Genomic DNA, 14,741 nt, shown 5'->3' on the forward strand with positions numbered 1-14,741 from the left:
CAAAGGTATGACTATGAACAATAACATTCGCTATTCCGTGGTGATTCCGGTTTACAATGAAGACGCAGTTCTCGAGCAGACATATCGGCGCTTAAAACAAGTGATGGCCTCGACAGGAGAAGCTTATGAATTAATTTTTGTCAATGATGGAAGCTGTGACGACTCAGTTGATCTGATTAAAGGATTATGTGATCGTGATCCTTCCGTAAAACTTCTATCCTTCTCACGTAATTTTGGCCATCAAGTAGCAATTACTGCCGGAATGGATTATTCAAGAGGGGCGGCAGTTGTGGTTATTGATGCCGATCTTCAAGACCCTCCTGAGCTTATTTTAGAAATGATTGACAAATGGAAGGCAGGCTATGAGGTTGTTTATGCTCAACGCAAACAGCGCAAGGGCGAAACATTTTTCAAGAAACAAACAGCTCATCTGTTCTATCGCTTTTTGAACGCCTCAACAGATATTGACATACCTGTTGATACCGGCGATTTTCGCCTTATAGACCGAAAGGTATGTGATATCTTGAAGCAATTACCGGAAAAAAACCGCTATGTTCGGGGCTTAGTGAGTTGGGTGGGCTTTAAGCAAACGGCCGTTGAATATGACAGAGACCCTCGGTTAGCCGGTGAAAGCAAATATCCCCTTAAAAAGATGATTAAATTATGTCTTGATGGTTTGACCTCCTTTTCCTTTAAGCCGATCAAACTGGCCAGTTATTCAGGGGCAGGGCTTATAGCCCTGGGGTTTGTATATTTGGTTTTCTTGCTGTTGTTTAAAATCGTAGGTTCTTCAGCTATAGGTGGATGGAATCTAGTGTTGGTTGGTGAAATGGTTTTGACAGGTTTTCTGCTGTTAATGATGGGGATCATGGGGGAATATATCGGTCGTATTTATGATGAAACAAGAAACCGCCCTCTTTATGTCGTCGGGGAATCTTACCATCAGGAAGAGAAAGAACGGAACGTGATGAAGATTGGCTAGGATAACAAAACGTCAGCTTGAATTTCTGAGATTTTGTGCCGTGGGAGGAATAAATACCGGGATTGATTTTGGGGTTTTTGCCGTATTGTTTGCCTGGGGAGTTCCTTTACTCCCCGCCCACACTTTTTCTTACAGCTGCGGGATATTAAACAGTTTTTGGCTGAATCGGAAATGGACCTTTAAAGCCAAAGACGGTGGAGCGAGTCAGGACGAATTAACCTCTGGCCGCTCAATGAGACAAATGATCCAGTTCATATCTTTAAATATCGTTACTCTGGCCTTGACCTATGGCCTTTTAGTATGGGTTCATGACAACTGGGGATGGCCGATGTTGGCGAGCAGATTGATTGCTGTAGGTGCAAGTTTAGCCATCAATTTTATGGGCAGCCGTTTATGGGTATTTCGGCAGCCTAGATTAAGGAGTGAAATGGTATGAAGATTAAGAAAGCCGTGATTCCGGCAGCCGGTTTAGGCACAAGATTCTTGCCGGCAACCAAGGCACAACCTAAAGAAATGCTGCCGATTGTTGATAAACCGGCAATTCAATATATTGTTGAAGAAGCCGTACAGTCCGGTATTGAAAGTATTCTTATTGTTACCGGACGCAATAAGAAATCCATCGAAGATCATTTTGACAAGTCCGTCGAACTGGAACAGACTTTAAAAGATAAAGGGAAAACAGATGTGCTAAATGAACTGCAGCGTATTAATGAATTGGCTAATATTCATTACATTCGCCAGAAAGAACCGTTGGGATTAGGTCATGCCGTCCTTTGTGCCGAGCAATTCATCGGGAATGAACCCTTTGCAGTCTTGTTAGGGGATGACATCATGGTTTCGGACAAGCCCGGACTGCAGCAGCTAATGGAGGTTTATGAAAGGTATGATGCCACCGTAGTTGGTGTACAGCCGGTCCCTAATGATGATGTTCGAAAATATGGAATTATTGCTCCTCAAGATACTAAAGGTCAAACTTATCAGGTTAAGGATTTAATTGAAAAACCTACGCCGTTTCAAGCGCCTTCAAATTTGGCTATCATGGGAAGGTATATTCTTAAACCTTCAATTTTCTCAATTCTTCATACCTTGGAACGGGGAGCGGGCAATGAATATCAGTTGACGGATGCTTTAAGGCAGGTTTGCTTCCACGAAGGATTGTTAGCCTGGAGATTAGAGGGAGAACGCTACGACATCGGTGATAAGTTTGGCTATTTACAGGCCATTGTGGAAATGGGGCTGCAGAGGGAAGAATTAGAGCCTCTGCTTATGGATTACTTGCAGCAGGTTATTGGCAGAAAACTGAGGGAAAGAGAGAGGTCAGAGAGAAAACCTATGTGCTCCAGCTTCTAGAAAAAAGCCCACGATCCTCTTTGATAGAGTATCGTGGGCCTCGTCGTTCTGTGATTCACTTATTATGGATAACGTTTGCTTATCCCTATTAACGTTTGCGAATTCCGCCGCCGCCAAAGATCAGAAAAATATCTAAAATAAATGTAAACAAATTGATGAAATCTAAAAAGATGCTTAGGGTGACTAAAACAGCATTGTCAGCAAGGCTATATTTTGCTCGTTGAAAATCTAAGGCCGTCATCAGGGAAAAAAGAATAGCGCCTCCTAAACCGATCAGCAAGCCGAAAGGACTGAAAAAGCTACTGAAAATCGTTGAAAGAATTGTAACTCCCAGCAGGACTAACAAGCCAATAAAGAGCGCTTTTGCCATACTGCTTAAATTACGCTTTGTCATGAGCCCATAGGCACCAAAAGCGGCAAAGACAATAAAGGTTACTAAAGCCGCTTGCCCAAGTACTAAAAGTCCTTCAGTCGTTGCGGTTAAAGCTTGGACGATTGGGCCAAGAACAGCTCCCGCGCATGCTGCAAAGAGCAGAGCCAGTCCTGCAGTTAAACCGGCGGCAGGATCATCTCCTCGTACGACAGCTCGTCGGCTAACGATCGGAATAATAAAGAGCAACAAAAATTCCAAAATAGCAGCAGGCATAAAATATTGCGGGGGAACTAGTAAAGCTCCGGCAGCCATTGCTAAGAACATAAAGGATAAAAGGCCCATGACCTGGGATAATGAAACAGTCTTGACCTTTTTAATGTCAATAACATAGGGATTTTGATAATAATGGGATGAATTTTCAAATGGTGACATCAGCGTTACACCTCTTTCGTTAGTTCTTTTAGAATAGTAGCTTTAGCCTTATAGTATCACGACATTCTTTACTTTACTAACAAATCTCTAAAATTTCACAAAACCTTAAAAAGTTCTTTACCAAATTCCTGATAAATTCGCCTATAATACAAACTACCTGAACTATGTTTTTAGCCCTAAGGAGTTGATGTATACATATACGAAATTTAATTTCTAAGGCTTCAGTAATTAACTAAGTGTCTCGACTCTGGTTTTTTTGAGTTGTAACTTAAAAAAGGCCGGACTATGAATTTATGAAACCTGAAAGTAGGGAAATGATTCTATGAGGAAATTACCGACTTTGATTCTAACCGTGTTATTTTCATTTTCGTCAGTTCTCCCGGTATTGGCTGCGACGGATACGTCAACCATTTCACCAATCATCAATAGAATGGCAGGTCAAGATCGTTATGAAACATCCAGCAGAATTGCTGAACAAGGTTGGCCCAATGGTTCAACAAATTGTATCTTAGCCTTTGGAGGCAATTTCACGGATAGTCTTGCTGCCGTACCCCTGGCTAAAAAATATGATGCCCCCATATTACTTACCGAGAGCACAACGCTGCCAGCAATCACCCAGAAAACATTAACTGATTTAAAAACCAAAAATGTTACAATTATAGGTGGTACTGGAGTAATTTCTGCTGCTATAGATTCTGAACTACAATCAATGGGGATAACAACCAATAGGGTTTATGGGTACGATAAATATGAAACCGCAATTGCAGTAGCTAAGCAAGTGACCTCGTCCCCATCGACGCTATTCGTTTGTACTTCTGACGATTTTACCGATGCTCTTTCGATTTCACCCGTTGCAGCGATAAAACAAGATCCAATCATTCTTGTATCTCAAGACAGTATTCCTGATTCTGTTAAAAACTATATTTCTGCAAATAAAGGTATTGTCAAGACTTATGTAATCGGTAATTCCGATAACATTAGTGATAATGTTACTAATCAGTTTCCAGATTATGAAAGGATTTCAGGTGATAACAGTTACAGTACAAATATTGCTGTTAACAATCAATTTGCCAGTGTTTTCGGCACTAAAATTACAACTGTAGCTTCCGGTGAACAATTTCCGGATGCCCTAAGCGGAAGTGCTCTAGCCTCAAAAATTGCTGCTCCTATCATTTTAATCAATGATTCTCTGGCAGATGTGACAAGAAGTTATTATCAAGATAGAATTGCCAATGGCTCAAAGAGTAGTACTAATTTCCCCCCTACCGTCGATGTGTTTGGTGGAACAGTTATTATTCCCGATAGTGTTATATCAGGGTTAGGACAGGGTAAAGCTGGAGTAAGTCATTTAAGTACAGTTAGTGTAACAACTTCAATCGGAACTGCCCCGACCCTGCCTTCAACGATAACAGCTACTATGATGGATGGGACAACTAAAACAGTTGATGTTACATGGCCAGTTATAGAATCAAACAAATATGCAGTCGAGGGAAGTTTTTGCGTAATAGGTAATATAGCCGAGTCTACGGCTGTTAAGCCTATAGCTACTATTGAGGTTAAACCCGAGAATCCAATTCCGTCTTTAACAATTGACCAAGTGCAGCAAGATATTTTGGGTACATGGACAACGTCTGATGGAAAAATCACTTTGACATTTGATAGTGATGGAACGTTAGAAGTCACCCAAGTTAGTACAGGATATACCACAAACTATAAAGCAAGTTATTCGTTCCCTAATCCTACAATAATTAGAATTAAAAATTCTAGCTGGTCTGAAGAAGACAATTTTATATTAATTGACAAGTATCTTGAAATTTATAATATGGGTGTTCCACACATATTAGGTAATAACATAATTACAGGTGATTCGGCTTATTCAGGTTATCTTAATCATCCTATCAGTTTTCCCCCTTCTAGTAGTCCCGTAAATTTCATTTTTACAAAGATTAGCTGATGTAGCAAGTCGAGAAATAATACTTAATCTAAACTTTATACTAAATCAATTATTCATATTTTAATCCCTCTGAATGAGTTAGAGCGGGATTAAGCGATGGAAATAAGGGTGTTACTCTACGAACATGAGTAGTTCGTAGAGTAACACCCCTTTTTACGTTTCAAAATAAAACTGCGGGCCCCGAAGAGTCCGCAGTTGGCGTATAATACGTATAATAAGCTGCAAATATCGTAATTATACAATAAAAAACAATCTGAATTAAATGCTCTTATTAAAGCTTGTTTGGTAACTACCATATAAAACGCTAAAGCGAATTATTTATACCTTCGAGCTCCAAGATAATTTTTAACGTAAAAGTTGTCGCTCAGGCTGGTAATAGTTACCCCTTTTTTAGGGTTATCAGCATGCACGAATTTTCCGCCGCCGATATAAATACCTACGTGAGACGCTCCCTTAGAATACGTTGAAAAGAAAACTAAGTCTCCCGGTTGGAGATTACTCTTACTGACGGAACCGCCTGTTGCATATTGAGCATAAGACGTTCGCGGAAGAGAAATACCGGATCCAGCGAAAACATACTGAGTAAATCCGGAACAATCAAATCCTTTTAACGATGTCCCGCCAAAAACATAGGGCTTTCCTACTAAACTTACAGCATGATCGATGATGTCAGAATGGTTACTGCTGCCGCGAGATACATTGGCATCATCATCTTTCATAGAATTATTTGACGCGGCCTGAGCAACTTGAATCATATGTACGGATGACGTACTTTCAGGCGGAGAGATTTCTGCTGTTTGCGTAGTTTTCGTCTGAATTTGATTCTCGTTTGGTATTGCTGTCATCACGGTAGGTATTGTTGGATCAAAGATTGGATCAGTTTTCTGTGCAGGTAACTGTTGGTGAATAAATTGTGGAACAATGGCTGACGTTGAAGAGGATGTTGAGATACTAGAATTCATGAAAGAATTGAAACTCAAGCTTTGTGACGTTAATGGGACTAGAACATTCCCTACCAAGAGCATCCCGGATAGAATGACACCTGATAGTTGAGACAGGGCTGGAGACAATTTCATTACCTTTTCACCTTTCATAGCTTACGAGGTTAGTTGTCGGATTCGGACAAAAGGTAACAGCCCTACGCCATATCGGCGATTCACCCCGTTTAGAAATAAAATCCCCCGTTCTAGAATAATTTCCAGATTCAGCTTTATTTTTCTCGTCCATATTTTCATAAACAAGAATTCGACAGAATTCGTTAATATCCTCTAAAATGAAATGTGTAATATTTGGCAGGGAACCATTTTTATACAAATCGCATTAATATAGATTGTGATATGTTTCACATAAGTAGAGTCCAGAACAAACTGTAAAAACGCCAAATCATGATCGATTTGGCGTTTTTACAGTTTGCAGTTAGGAGATATCCCGGTAGATTATATAGCAAACTCAGAGAATTTTATGGCATACTAAATTACTTTTAAGCCTGAATATCAATCATATGTAAATTATTTTTGAGGTTTTGTGTGTCTTTATTGCTCGTGCTTTGTTGAGCGGAATTTTTGTTTTGATTCTTTAATTCAAGCTGCGTTAACTGGGCTTGCAGCAGCTCAATTTGAGCTTGCACTTGCTGCGTTTTCATTTGTTTCGTTTGAGCGTCATCATTACTCTGATTCTCAGTTTTCAATTCTTGTTGGAGTTTTAGTATTTGGTTTTGAATTTGTTTAATTTGACTATTATTAGTTGATGAAGAATAATCGTTATTAGATCCAAACGATACTGCTGAAACGTCCATAGAAAAATTTCCTTTCTAAATTAAATAGTTGAACTTCTGAAAAACACCTTTAAAATTGATAATGATCTAATCCAAAAACAAAGCCAATAAAAACAAGTTACTACAGGTAATTGAATCTTAGCTGAAAATTAACTGAATTTTAGCTGAAAATAGCACAGAAGTAACTCTTGAATTTTTCGAGAATTCTTTGACCGAATCTTTTAGTTATGTTTCTTTAGCCGAACAGTTCACTGAATAATTACCATAAGGATCGAAGAGGGCTTGGTTAATTTGAGAGGAAATGCTTAACGAGGTGTCGAATAGTTAAAGTTGGATATTTAGATGTCATTATTTTTGTTTTTGTAGAAGAATTTGAAGAAAATTTGGGGCGAGCCCCCATAAAAAGTAGAAGCCCTATCGTATAAAAGGGTAGGAGGAAGAAAGCATGCCGGAATGGGAAGACCAATCGACGTGGCAGCGTTTGAAAGAGGATTCGAAAGCCCGAGAGGATTTTTTGGCCAAATCTCAAATGTTTATTTGTCATGTGGCTAGTCAGGCGTGTTTTCATTTTCTGGAATGGGGCAGAGATGAGGAATTATCAGAGGCTTTGATCGCTTTTAACGAAGCCATCGATTTGTTTATAGCTGATAAAGGCGTGCCCTTTTTAGCATTTGCCAGACTTTTAATCAAAAGGCGCCTTATTGATTATCATCGGAAACAGCGGTCACAACTGACAAATTCTCTCGACCAAGATGATATTGGACGAGACATTGAAATTCATCTTAGTTTAAATGAATTCAAAGAGAAAGAACAAAACCGGGAGAGGGCGGCCGAAATTCAACAGTTCACACAAGCTTTGGCGGCAGTAAACCTTACCTTTCAGGATTTAGTTGCAGCTTCCCCCAAACATCGAGATTCTCGTGAGACATTGCTCAGGGCGGCAAGAGAGCTGGCATTTGACAAAGAACTATGGGCTCATGTTGAACGCACAGGAAAAGTTCCTATGCAAGCTTTAGCACTGAAAACTCAGATTCATCCTAAAGTATTGGAAAGGGGACGGAAATATATCTTAGCCGTAGCTTTGCTTATTGCCAATCAACATGACTATATATATTTAAGAGAATATGTCATCTCGCGGGAAAAGGGGGGAGAAAATGAGTAAGTTGAAAGCTGTGGTGTTAGAAAAATCTGGGCTTCGTTATACTGTTTTAGGAAATGACGGCACCTTTCGCCATGTTTATAGGCGACAGAACATTGGTGTAGGCGAGGAAATCGAAGTTTGGGCAGGTATAATGAATGTAAACAACCTACGTATCGGGGCAGGAGTAGCCGCATTATTCCTTTTAGTCTTGATGGCTTGTTTGGGATGGAACCTCTATCAAGCGCCAACTGCAGTTGCGTTACTCTCGGTAGACATTAACCCAAGTTTACAATTTACGATTGACTCCCAAGGACACTTATTAAAGTTCCAGAGTGAAAATGATGACGCCAAAAGCATGCTGAGTCAGTTGAATCTTAAAGGACAGCCGCTGGATAAGGCCTTAGAACAAATCATCAGTCAATCCTATGATCATAAATTTCTAAATTCCCAACAGCACTGGGTTGTGGTGGGATATTCTCCAATGTCGGATAGAACCTCTGATCAAATGCCTAAGGAACTTAACAATCAGCAAATCGCCTTATGGGTCACGGGAGCAATTGAAAAAAATGGTTTAAAACCACAGGTAGCAGTTTTTCCTCTGACTTCTCAAGAGCGTGAACTAGCGCAACAAGGAGAACTGACCCTTGGAGAGTATGCGCTTTGGCAAGCGGCTCAAAAGGCTGGGGTTGAGACGCAAGCTCAGAAACTTAAAGATAATTCAGAACGGGTTCGATTACTTGAAAATCCTCAGGTTCAAGAGCAGATCAAGACTGGTAGGCGTGGGATGGAATTAAATGCGCCTCAAATGAACGGAGATGTAAGGTCTGATTCCGGACCGACTGATCAATCCGATAAAGAAACAAAAGGGAAACTAAAGCCTGATAAGCTGCCGCCCTCCTCAGCTAAAATGCCAGGTAATGGTAGTAATATGGAGCCAAAACAACAGAAGAACAATGATTCTCGGAATAACAGACATGCGGTGCCCCAGATGAATAAAGGCTCAAATCGTTTTCCAGAGGAGTCAAAGAAAAAAGCGGAGAGGGGCACCCCCAACGAGAGTTCAAAAAGATAGGGGAGCATTAGCAGCAATTGTAGAATAAACTTAAATTAAACATCTTCAAATAAGCAGCAGTTGAGCTGGAAAAGATTTGAAGGTGATTTTCGGCGTATTGTACCAATAATTTTTGCTGCTCAGATCTAAATAAACGTTGCATCAACGGGATAGCAGATGGAAAACTATAAAACGCATATAGTGCGTTTGGCTATTGACAATTTACTCTGTTAATGGTAATATTTGAATTCGGTCAAGGGTAATAGAAATTTAATATCCTTTTGGTGACTTTAAGGTTATTAATTTTTGCGTCTTGACAAGGTTGATTTAAAGTGTTACTATACAGTTCCGGCCTTAACTAGCTGGATCACTTTCTTTCTATTGAGAACACCTGCCCATCAATTAAAAGTATTGTTATTTTTGGAGGGGTGTCCGAGTGGTTTAAGGAGCTGGTCTTGAAAACCAGTGACTCCGCAAGGGGCCGTGGGTTCGAATCCCACCCCCTCCGCCATTATACATGCCATTGTAGCTCAGTCGGTAGAGCGTATCCTTGGTAAGGATAAGGTCACCGGTTCAATCCCGGTCAATGGCTCCATTTATTGCGGGAGTGGCGTAATTGGCAGACGCGCACGTTTGAGGGGCGTGTGGGTAACTCCGTACGGGTTCAAGTCCCGTCTTCCGCACCAAATATACTTGGAGAAGTACTCAAGTGGCTGAAGAGGACGGTTTGCTAAACCGTTAGGGTGGGTAACTGCCGCGAGGGTTCAAATCCCTCCTTCTCCGCCAGACACATTCCTCGATAGCTCAATGGTGGAGCAACCGGCTGTTAACCGGTAGGTTGTAGGTTCGAGTCCTACTCGGGGAGCCATTCATTGCGGGTGTAGCTCAATGGTAGAGCACTAGCCTTCCAAGCTAGCTACGTGAGTTCGATTCTCATCACCCGCTCCAGTAATACTTATGGCGGCATAGCCAAGTGGTAAGGCAGAGGTCCGCAAAACCTCGATCCCCTCGTTCGAATCAGGGTGCCGCCTCCAATTGCCGATGTGGCGGAACTGGCAGACGCACGGGACTTAAAATCCCGCGGGTTAATAGCCCGTACCGGTTCGATTCCGGTCATCGGCACCATTACATAATAAGCTGGAAAATATCATAGAGTAATCTTTATTTCTGTTGTAAAAATACGTTGGTGAACGAAATTGACCAACGTATTTTGGCATTCTCGGGTTTTGTCATTTTATTCAAGGTTAAAATAATCCTTCATAATGTTTGTGTAGTTCTTTAACTGTTAAAACTCATATCGTCAAGAAAAAATGCCCTAAAGAACATTTCTTTAGAGGCATTTTTTCTCGTATTCCTAAAATTTCCCAGTGAAATATCGTGCCAAAATTAACAGTTCCGTAAAGTAGAGTGAGCGAATCTCGAAACGATGTGATAAAGTTTAATAGTTATGTGGGTCCAGTTATTTTCTGGGTATAATTTCCAACCAGTAATTGTCTGGGTCGTTAATAAAATAGATTCCCATTTCTTTATTTTCATAACAAATGCATCCCATTTTCTTGTGATGTTCATAAGCTGCTTCGAAATCGTCAACCATAAAAGCTACATGAAATTCGTTTTCTCCTAAATCATAGGGTTTTGTTCGCTCTTTTAACCATGTAAGTTCCAAACTATGTTCAGTAGCTCCGTCTCCAAGATAAAGAAGGATAAATTCACCGTTTGGCGGTTCAAATCGTTTGACTTCTACCAATCCCAAGGCTTCTTGATAGAATTTTAGGCTTTTTTCCAGGTCAAGAATGTTAAAGTTATTATGATTAAATCGAAATTTCATAGTAAACCTTCTTTCTTAAATTTTGTTAAGTTGCCTTGAGCAGCAAGCTCTTGAATTCTTCAAATTTATTGTATAATCATTATGAGGTGATAACAATGGAAAAGGCACATCTTAAAATAAAATATTTGTATCATAGTGGTTTTGCAGTCGAAACTCAAAACAATGTACTCATTTTTGATTACTATCAAGGTAGTATCGGGGATTTAAAGAAAAGTCCTAAAAATATTTATGTCTTTGTTTCCCATAGCCATCCTGATCATTTTAATCCCGTAATCCTAGAATGGCAAAAAGAAAGATCGGATATTCACTATATCTTAAGTAACGATATTTCCGTTTCTCCAACCATCAATAACCTGAATGTACTTGCCCCATACGAAAAAATCGAATTGGGCAGTTTAAAAATTAAAGCCTATAATTCTACAGATATAGGTGTTTCTTTTCTGGTCGAGGATGAAGGAACCCGTCTTTTTCATGCCGGAGATTTAAACTGGTGGTATTGGATTGATACTAAGGATGAAATGGCCAAGGCCGAGAAAGAGTATAAGGATGAAATTCAAAGAATCAAAGGTGAAGACATCGATTTTGCTTTCTTTCCGGTAGATCCAAGACTTGAAAAGAATTATCTGGCAGGAGCGAAGTATTTTATTCAAGAACTTAATCCTAAATATCTAATTCCAATGCACTTTACAGATAGCCCTGAAATCCTGGAGTATTTTGGAAATGAAATGAGAAATTCCTCCTGCAGAATCCTCAAATTTTCTCACAAGGGACAAGAGTTAATTCTTTAACGAGAGTACGGACAGCACTCCAAGGAGGTTATTTCATAATGGATAAGACGCAGCGTAGTGAGTGTAGTTCTCTTTGGGCCATGGTGCGTGCTATTCCCTTAGCCTGTTGTGCAGTTAATGATGAGAATAACCAGATTATTTTTAGTAATCAGGAGTTTACAACGTTATGGCACTTAGAACATGCGCAGAATGATCTTCTGAAGGGTATTTATAAGCATACAGATTTTATTGATTTTTGCTCAACTTTGGTTCAAGATGTTTCGAGTTTTAGGGCGGGATATGAACATCTACTCGAAGAATCTGAACGGACTAAGGAAGATTTGCTTTTTTTAAAAGATGGCCGGACGATCAGACGACATGCATCACTCATGCTCGATGATAAGGGGGAAAGGATCGGGCATCTTTATCTGTTTAAAGATTTAACCAAACATATTGAGTCCCAAAACCGACTACGTCAAAAACAAATGGAATATCATTACCTCTATATGAACAGTCCTGCAGTAATGATGGTTGTTGATTCTAAAACCGGTAAAATTGTCAAAACTAATCAAGCAGCTGCTAATTATTACGGCTATACAGCGGAACAATTAGATAAAATGACAATTTATAATATTGAGAAGGATGATAGATTACGAGTTGATGAATTGTTGCAGGAGATTATCAAAAGTGATGGAAAATCCTTTTACACTGAACATCGACTGATGAATGGTGAAATTCGTAACGTTGAAGTTTTTGCCTGTCCTTTTCAATCCCTTGATAAACTATTAATCAATTCAATTATTTTTGATGTTACGGAAAAAATGCAAAGCGAGAATAAGCTAAAAGAAAACAACGAACGTTTATCACTTATTCTTGATGGAGCAAGGGCAGGAACTTGGGAGGTTGACCTTGTTGAGAAGACAGCCCTTCAAGATTCACGCTGGAAAGCAATTGTCGGCTATAACGCTAATGAAATGATCGATGACTGGCATAGCTTAATTCATCCTGAGGATGTTGACCGAGTTGACCAGGCAATTCAAAGTTGTAATGACAAAAAGTCCCACAAATATGCATTGGAATACCGTTTGCTTCATAAAGATGGTACTTATCGCTGGGTTTATTCCACGTGTTCGATAATTTATGATCAGCAACGGCGTCCGATTCGTTATTTAGGCTTAATCCTTGATATTACTCGACGCAAAAAACTTGAAGAATTAATCAGCGAAAGCGAAAAACGCCTAAAGGATTTTGCCCAAGCTATCCCGGAACTTACTGCCATTATTGACGAAGACGGACGTTATCTAGAGGTCTTTGGTCATGATAACCAGTTTCTCTACCCGCCGGAAACGATGAGAGGACACACTGTTTATGAGCTATTTCCTCTGGATTTAGCCCAAACTATGCTTAATCATGTTCGCAAGGCTATAACAAACGGGGAAGTAAGCCATATGTTGCGGGAACTGAATATGGGAACAGAAAAACGCTATTTTGAAGGCCGGACTGCTCCCATGGATTATAAAGTGAACGATAAAAAAACGGCAGTTCTCTTAGTATCTGACATTACCAAACGGATCCGTATTGAGCAGACTCTCCGCTTTACCTATGAACTAAGGCGACGAAGCGATTTTATCAATGATCTAATAAATGGTTATACAGCCTATGATGATAAAACCTGGGCCCTCGTTAAAGAGTGGGGAATTGACCTTAAACAACCCCTCTGTTGCTGTTTAATCCAAATACAGGATATTGATTTAATGTCTCAAGGAAGTGAATTGAGTCCCAATGGGGATCTTAAGGTTGAAATTGTGCAGCAAATCACCGAGCAGATGAATGTTACGGTCTGGGAAAATCGAAATAATATTTGTCTGCTTTGTCAACATAATGAACGAGGAAATGGGTGGGAAAAAACTCAGCAAATTGCCTTACAAATCAAACAAATTATTAATAATTATGTCCCTTACCTTACTCTAACTATTGCTATCAGCGATATTCACTGTAAAGTGGGCAGTGTTGAAAAAAGCTACCAGGAGGCATGGAATACACTTCTGGCATCAAAATGCTTAACAGAAGAAGAAGGTGGAGTTTTTTATTTTCGTGACATAGGCCTTTTTCAAATTCTGGCAGCAATAGACAAGAAGGATGATAAGAAAGAGTTTGTTGAGAAAAATATTGGGCCTCTTATCACCTACGATCAGCATAGAGGAACGGACTTATTGAACACTCTTGAAAAGATCTTAAAAAGTAACAATCTCAGACGAGCAGCTGAGGAATTATTTATTCACAGGAAAACCCTAATGTTTCGCAAGCAGCGTATTGAAAAGATATTATCAGTTTCATTAGATAATTATCAAATACGTTTAGCTCTTTCAGCAGCAATTATGATTTATAAGTTGAATATGATTGTATAATTATTCGACATGAAGAAACAGTTTATTAGCCATACTGGATAATAAACTGTAATTTTTTTGTCAAAAAAATAGACAATCTGGGTAATTGTGTGTTGCTTCTAGATACCTTAATATTTATTTAGAGTTAGTCCAATTCTCTTTATAGATGGAATTTTTCGATATCTCTACTCAAATAAATGCTCTTTACCATAAACCCATAGAGTTAAGTGAAAGAAAGGAGGTTTTGATATGAGCTCTTTAGAATTGGTTGTTTTTACCTTGGGAGAAGACGAGTATGGTGTTGAGATTGCTTACGCCCAGGAAATTATCCGTATACCAGAGAACATCAAAAGAATGCCTGATATGCCACCATTCATGGAAGGCGTTATCGATTTGCGAGGAAAAGTAATTCCCATTCTTGATTTAAAAAAGAGATTCGGTTTTCAGCAGACTGAACGAGGCCTTGATAGCCGTTTGCTTGTCCTTGACCTGGAGGGAATTTTATTGGGAATCATGGTTGATGACGTATCAGAAGTTATTAAGCTCGAAGAACAAGCTGTTGAAAAACTAAGTACTCATATCTTTTCTCTGGCTAGTAACAGCGTTGAAGCCATAGCTCGAATTGATGACCGCATAGTTCTTATACTAAACAGCACTAAACTCAAAGAAGAATTAGTCACGAAATGGCATGATGAGGAGTGA

At 39.6% G+C, this 14,741-nt stretch carries 13 protein-coding genes, 8 tRNA genes and 1 riboswitch; of the genes, 17 read left to right on the forward strand and 4 right to left on the reverse strand.

All coding sequences use genetic code 11. From position 1 onward, the window contains the following. Positions 1-13: 13 nt before the first annotated feature. The 3 genes from ACPUYX_RS16630 to galU are packed head-to-tail and all read left to right on the forward strand — an operon-like array spanning position 14 to position 2,332. Positions 14-982 (forward strand): glycosyltransferase family 2 protein, encoded by a 969-nt coding sequence (locus ACPUYX_RS16630; protein ID WP_426380830.1) that lies wholly within the window; start codon positions 14-16, stop codon positions 980-982. Next, the gene (locus tag ACPUYX_RS16635; RefSeq protein WP_426380755.1) at positions 975-1,418 is read left to right on the forward strand and encodes a GtrA family protein; all 444 of its coding nucleotides are present in this window, start codon (positions 975-977) and stop codon (positions 1,416-1,418) included. Before ACPUYX_RS16630 ends, ACPUYX_RS16635 begins: the two co-directional genes overlap by 8 nt. After that, positions 1,415-2,332, forward strand: a complete 918-nt coding sequence (gene galU, locus ACPUYX_RS16640; protein ID WP_426380756.1) for a UTP--glucose-1-phosphate uridylyltransferase GalU — start codon at positions 1,415-1,417, stop codon at positions 2,330-2,332. The genes ACPUYX_RS16635 and galU overlap by 4 nt, the downstream gene beginning before the upstream one ends. Positions 2,333-2,420: 88 nt before the next feature. On the opposite strand, the gene ACPUYX_RS16645 is transcribed toward galU, so the two are convergent. Further along, positions 2,421-3,137: a Bax inhibitor-1/YccA family protein gene (locus ACPUYX_RS16645; protein WP_426380757.1), complete on the reverse strand. Its 717-nt coding sequence runs from the start codon at positions 3,135-3,137 to the stop codon at positions 2,421-2,423. A gap of 322 nt (positions 3,138-3,459) precedes the next feature. On the opposite strand from ACPUYX_RS16645, the gene ACPUYX_RS16650 reads away from it, so the two are divergent. Further along, on the forward strand, positions 3,460-5,091 hold the full coding sequence (locus ACPUYX_RS16650; RefSeq protein ID WP_426380758.1) for a cell wall-binding repeat-containing protein: 1,632 nt from the start codon (positions 3,460-3,462) through the stop codon (positions 5,089-5,091). Between the two features lie 314 nt (positions 5,092-5,405). Here the strand turns inward: ACPUYX_RS16650 and ACPUYX_RS16655 are convergent, their stop codons facing one another. Both ACPUYX_RS16655 and ACPUYX_RS16660 read right to left on the reverse strand, forming a co-directional pair. Further along, positions 5,406-6,167, reverse strand: coding sequence for a C40 family peptidase (locus tag ACPUYX_RS16655; RefSeq protein WP_426380759.1), 762 nt, complete (start codon positions 6,165-6,167; stop codon positions 5,406-5,408). Positions 6,168-6,170: 3 nt separating this feature from the next. Then, positions 6,171-6,311: riboswitch (cyclic di-AMP (ydaO/yuaA leader) on the reverse strand. A 260-nt stretch (positions 6,312-6,571) separates the two neighbouring features. Beyond that, positions 6,572-6,886 carry a FlxA-like family protein gene (locus ACPUYX_RS16660; RefSeq protein ID WP_426380760.1) on the reverse strand — a complete coding sequence of 105 codons (315 nt, stop codon included), beginning with the start codon at positions 6,884-6,886 and terminating at the stop codon, positions 6,572-6,574. Between the two features lie 424 nt (positions 6,887-7,310). On the opposite strand from ACPUYX_RS16660, the gene sigI reads away from it, so the two are divergent. From sigI to ACPUYX_RS16710, 10 genes are all read left to right on the forward strand, one after another. Beyond that, the gene (gene sigI, locus ACPUYX_RS16665) at positions 7,311-8,027 is read left to right on the forward strand and encodes an RNA polymerase sigma-I factor (protein WP_426380761.1); all 717 of its coding nucleotides are present in this window, start codon (positions 7,311-7,313) and stop codon (positions 8,025-8,027) included. Beyond that, a complete protein-coding gene (locus ACPUYX_RS16670) occupies positions 8,020-9,078 on the forward strand; it encodes an anti-sigma-I factor RsgI family protein (protein WP_426380762.1) in 1,059 nt (352 codons plus the stop codon). The genes sigI and ACPUYX_RS16670 overlap by 8 nt, the downstream gene beginning before the upstream one ends. A gap of 401 nt (positions 9,079-9,479) precedes the next feature. Beyond that, positions 9,480-9,568: transfer RNA gene (locus ACPUYX_RS16675), tRNA-Ser, on the forward strand. 8 nt (positions 9,569-9,576) lie between these two features. Then, positions 9,577-9,652 (forward strand) — tRNA-Thr (locus ACPUYX_RS16680). A gap of 6 nt (positions 9,653-9,658) precedes the next feature. After that, a tRNA-Leu gene (locus tag ACPUYX_RS16685) sits at positions 9,659-9,743 on the forward strand. Positions 9,744-9,752: 9 nt separating this feature from the next. Beyond that, positions 9,753-9,843: transfer RNA gene (locus ACPUYX_RS16690), tRNA-Ser, on the forward strand. Between the two features lie 7 nt (positions 9,844-9,850). Further along, positions 9,851-9,925, forward strand: a tRNA-Asn gene (locus ACPUYX_RS16695). 6 nt (positions 9,926-9,931) lie between these two features. Continuing rightward, positions 9,932-10,005: transfer RNA gene (locus tag ACPUYX_RS16700), tRNA-Gly, on the forward strand. An 11-nt stretch (positions 10,006-10,016) separates the two neighbouring features. Continuing rightward, a tRNA-Cys gene (locus ACPUYX_RS16705) sits at positions 10,017-10,091 on the forward strand. A 3-nt stretch (positions 10,092-10,094) separates the two neighbouring features. Then, a tRNA-Leu gene (locus ACPUYX_RS16710) sits at positions 10,095-10,182 on the forward strand. 334 nt (positions 10,183-10,516) lie between these two features. Here ACPUYX_RS16710 and ACPUYX_RS16715 read toward each other — a convergent pair. Then, a complete protein-coding gene (locus tag ACPUYX_RS16715) occupies positions 10,517-10,885 on the reverse strand; it encodes a VOC family protein (RefSeq protein WP_426380763.1) in 369 nt (122 codons plus the stop codon). Between the two features lie 95 nt (positions 10,886-10,980). On the opposite strand from ACPUYX_RS16715, the gene ACPUYX_RS16720 reads away from it, so the two are divergent. The 3 genes from ACPUYX_RS16720 (at position 10,981) to ACPUYX_RS16730 (ending at position 14,741) form a co-directional block, all read left to right on the forward strand. After that, positions 10,981-11,673: an MBL fold metallo-hydrolase gene (locus ACPUYX_RS16720; protein ID WP_426380764.1), complete on the forward strand. Its 693-nt coding sequence runs from the start codon at positions 10,981-10,983 to the stop codon at positions 11,671-11,673. Between the two features lie 38 nt (positions 11,674-11,711). Beyond that, positions 11,712-14,060 carry a PAS domain S-box protein gene (locus ACPUYX_RS16725; RefSeq protein ID WP_426380765.1) on the forward strand — a complete coding sequence of 783 codons (2,349 nt, stop codon included), beginning with the start codon at positions 11,712-11,714 and terminating at the stop codon, positions 14,058-14,060. A gap of 228 nt (positions 14,061-14,288) precedes the next feature. Continuing rightward, positions 14,289-14,741 (forward strand): chemotaxis protein CheW, encoded by a 453-nt coding sequence (locus ACPUYX_RS16730; protein ID WP_426380766.1) that lies wholly within the window; start codon positions 14,289-14,291, stop codon positions 14,739-14,741.

Origin of the sequence: Desulfosporosinus sp. SYSU MS00001, from assembly GCF_049943955.1 — a bacterium.
Classification (GTDB): domain Bacteria; phylum Bacillota; class Desulfitobacteriia; order Desulfitobacteriales; family Desulfitobacteriaceae; genus Desulfosporosinus.

What these genes read in the sequence shown, in the direction of transcription:
- ACPUYX_RS16630 (WP_426380830.1), top strand. Translation starts at nt 14, where the DNA reads ATGAACAATAACATTCGCTATTCCGTGGTGATTCCGGTTTACAATGAA.
- galU (WP_426380756.1), top strand. Translation starts at nt 1,415, where the DNA reads ATGAAGATTAAGAAAGCCGTGATTCCGGCAGCCGGTTTAGGCACAAGA.
- ACPUYX_RS16645 (WP_426380757.1), bottom strand. Translation starts at nt 3,137, where the DNA reads ATGTCACCATTTGAAAATTCATCCCATTATTATCAAAATCCCTATGTT.
- ACPUYX_RS16650 (WP_426380758.1), top strand. Translation starts at nt 3,460, where the DNA reads ATGAGGAAATTACCGACTTTGATTCTAACCGTGTTATTTTCATTTTCG.
- ACPUYX_RS16655 (WP_426380759.1), bottom strand. Translation starts at nt 6,167, where the DNA reads ATGAAATTGTCTCCAGCCCTGTCTCAACTATCAGGTGTCATTCTATCC.
- ACPUYX_RS16660 (WP_426380760.1), bottom strand. Translation starts at nt 6,886, where the DNA reads ATGGACGTTTCAGCAGTATCGTTTGGATCTAATAACGATTATTCTTCA.
- sigI (WP_426380761.1), top strand. Translation starts at nt 7,311, where the DNA reads ATGCCGGAATGGGAAGACCAATCGACGTGGCAGCGTTTGAAAGAGGAT.
- ACPUYX_RS16670 (WP_426380762.1), top strand. Translation starts at nt 8,020, where the DNA reads ATGAGTAAGTTGAAAGCTGTGGTGTTAGAAAAATCTGGGCTTCGTTAT.
- ACPUYX_RS16715 (WP_426380763.1), bottom strand. Translation starts at nt 10,885, where the DNA reads ATGAAATTTCGATTTAATCATAATAACTTTAACATTCTTGACCTGGAA.
- ACPUYX_RS16720 (WP_426380764.1), top strand. Translation starts at nt 10,981, where the DNA reads ATGGAAAAGGCACATCTTAAAATAAAATATTTGTATCATAGTGGTTTT.
- ACPUYX_RS16725 (WP_426380765.1), top strand. Translation starts at nt 11,712, where the DNA reads ATGGATAAGACGCAGCGTAGTGAGTGTAGTTCTCTTTGGGCCATGGTG.
- ACPUYX_RS16730 (WP_426380766.1), top strand. Translation starts at nt 14,289, where the DNA reads ATGAGCTCTTTAGAATTGGTTGTTTTTACCTTGGGAGAAGACGAGTAT.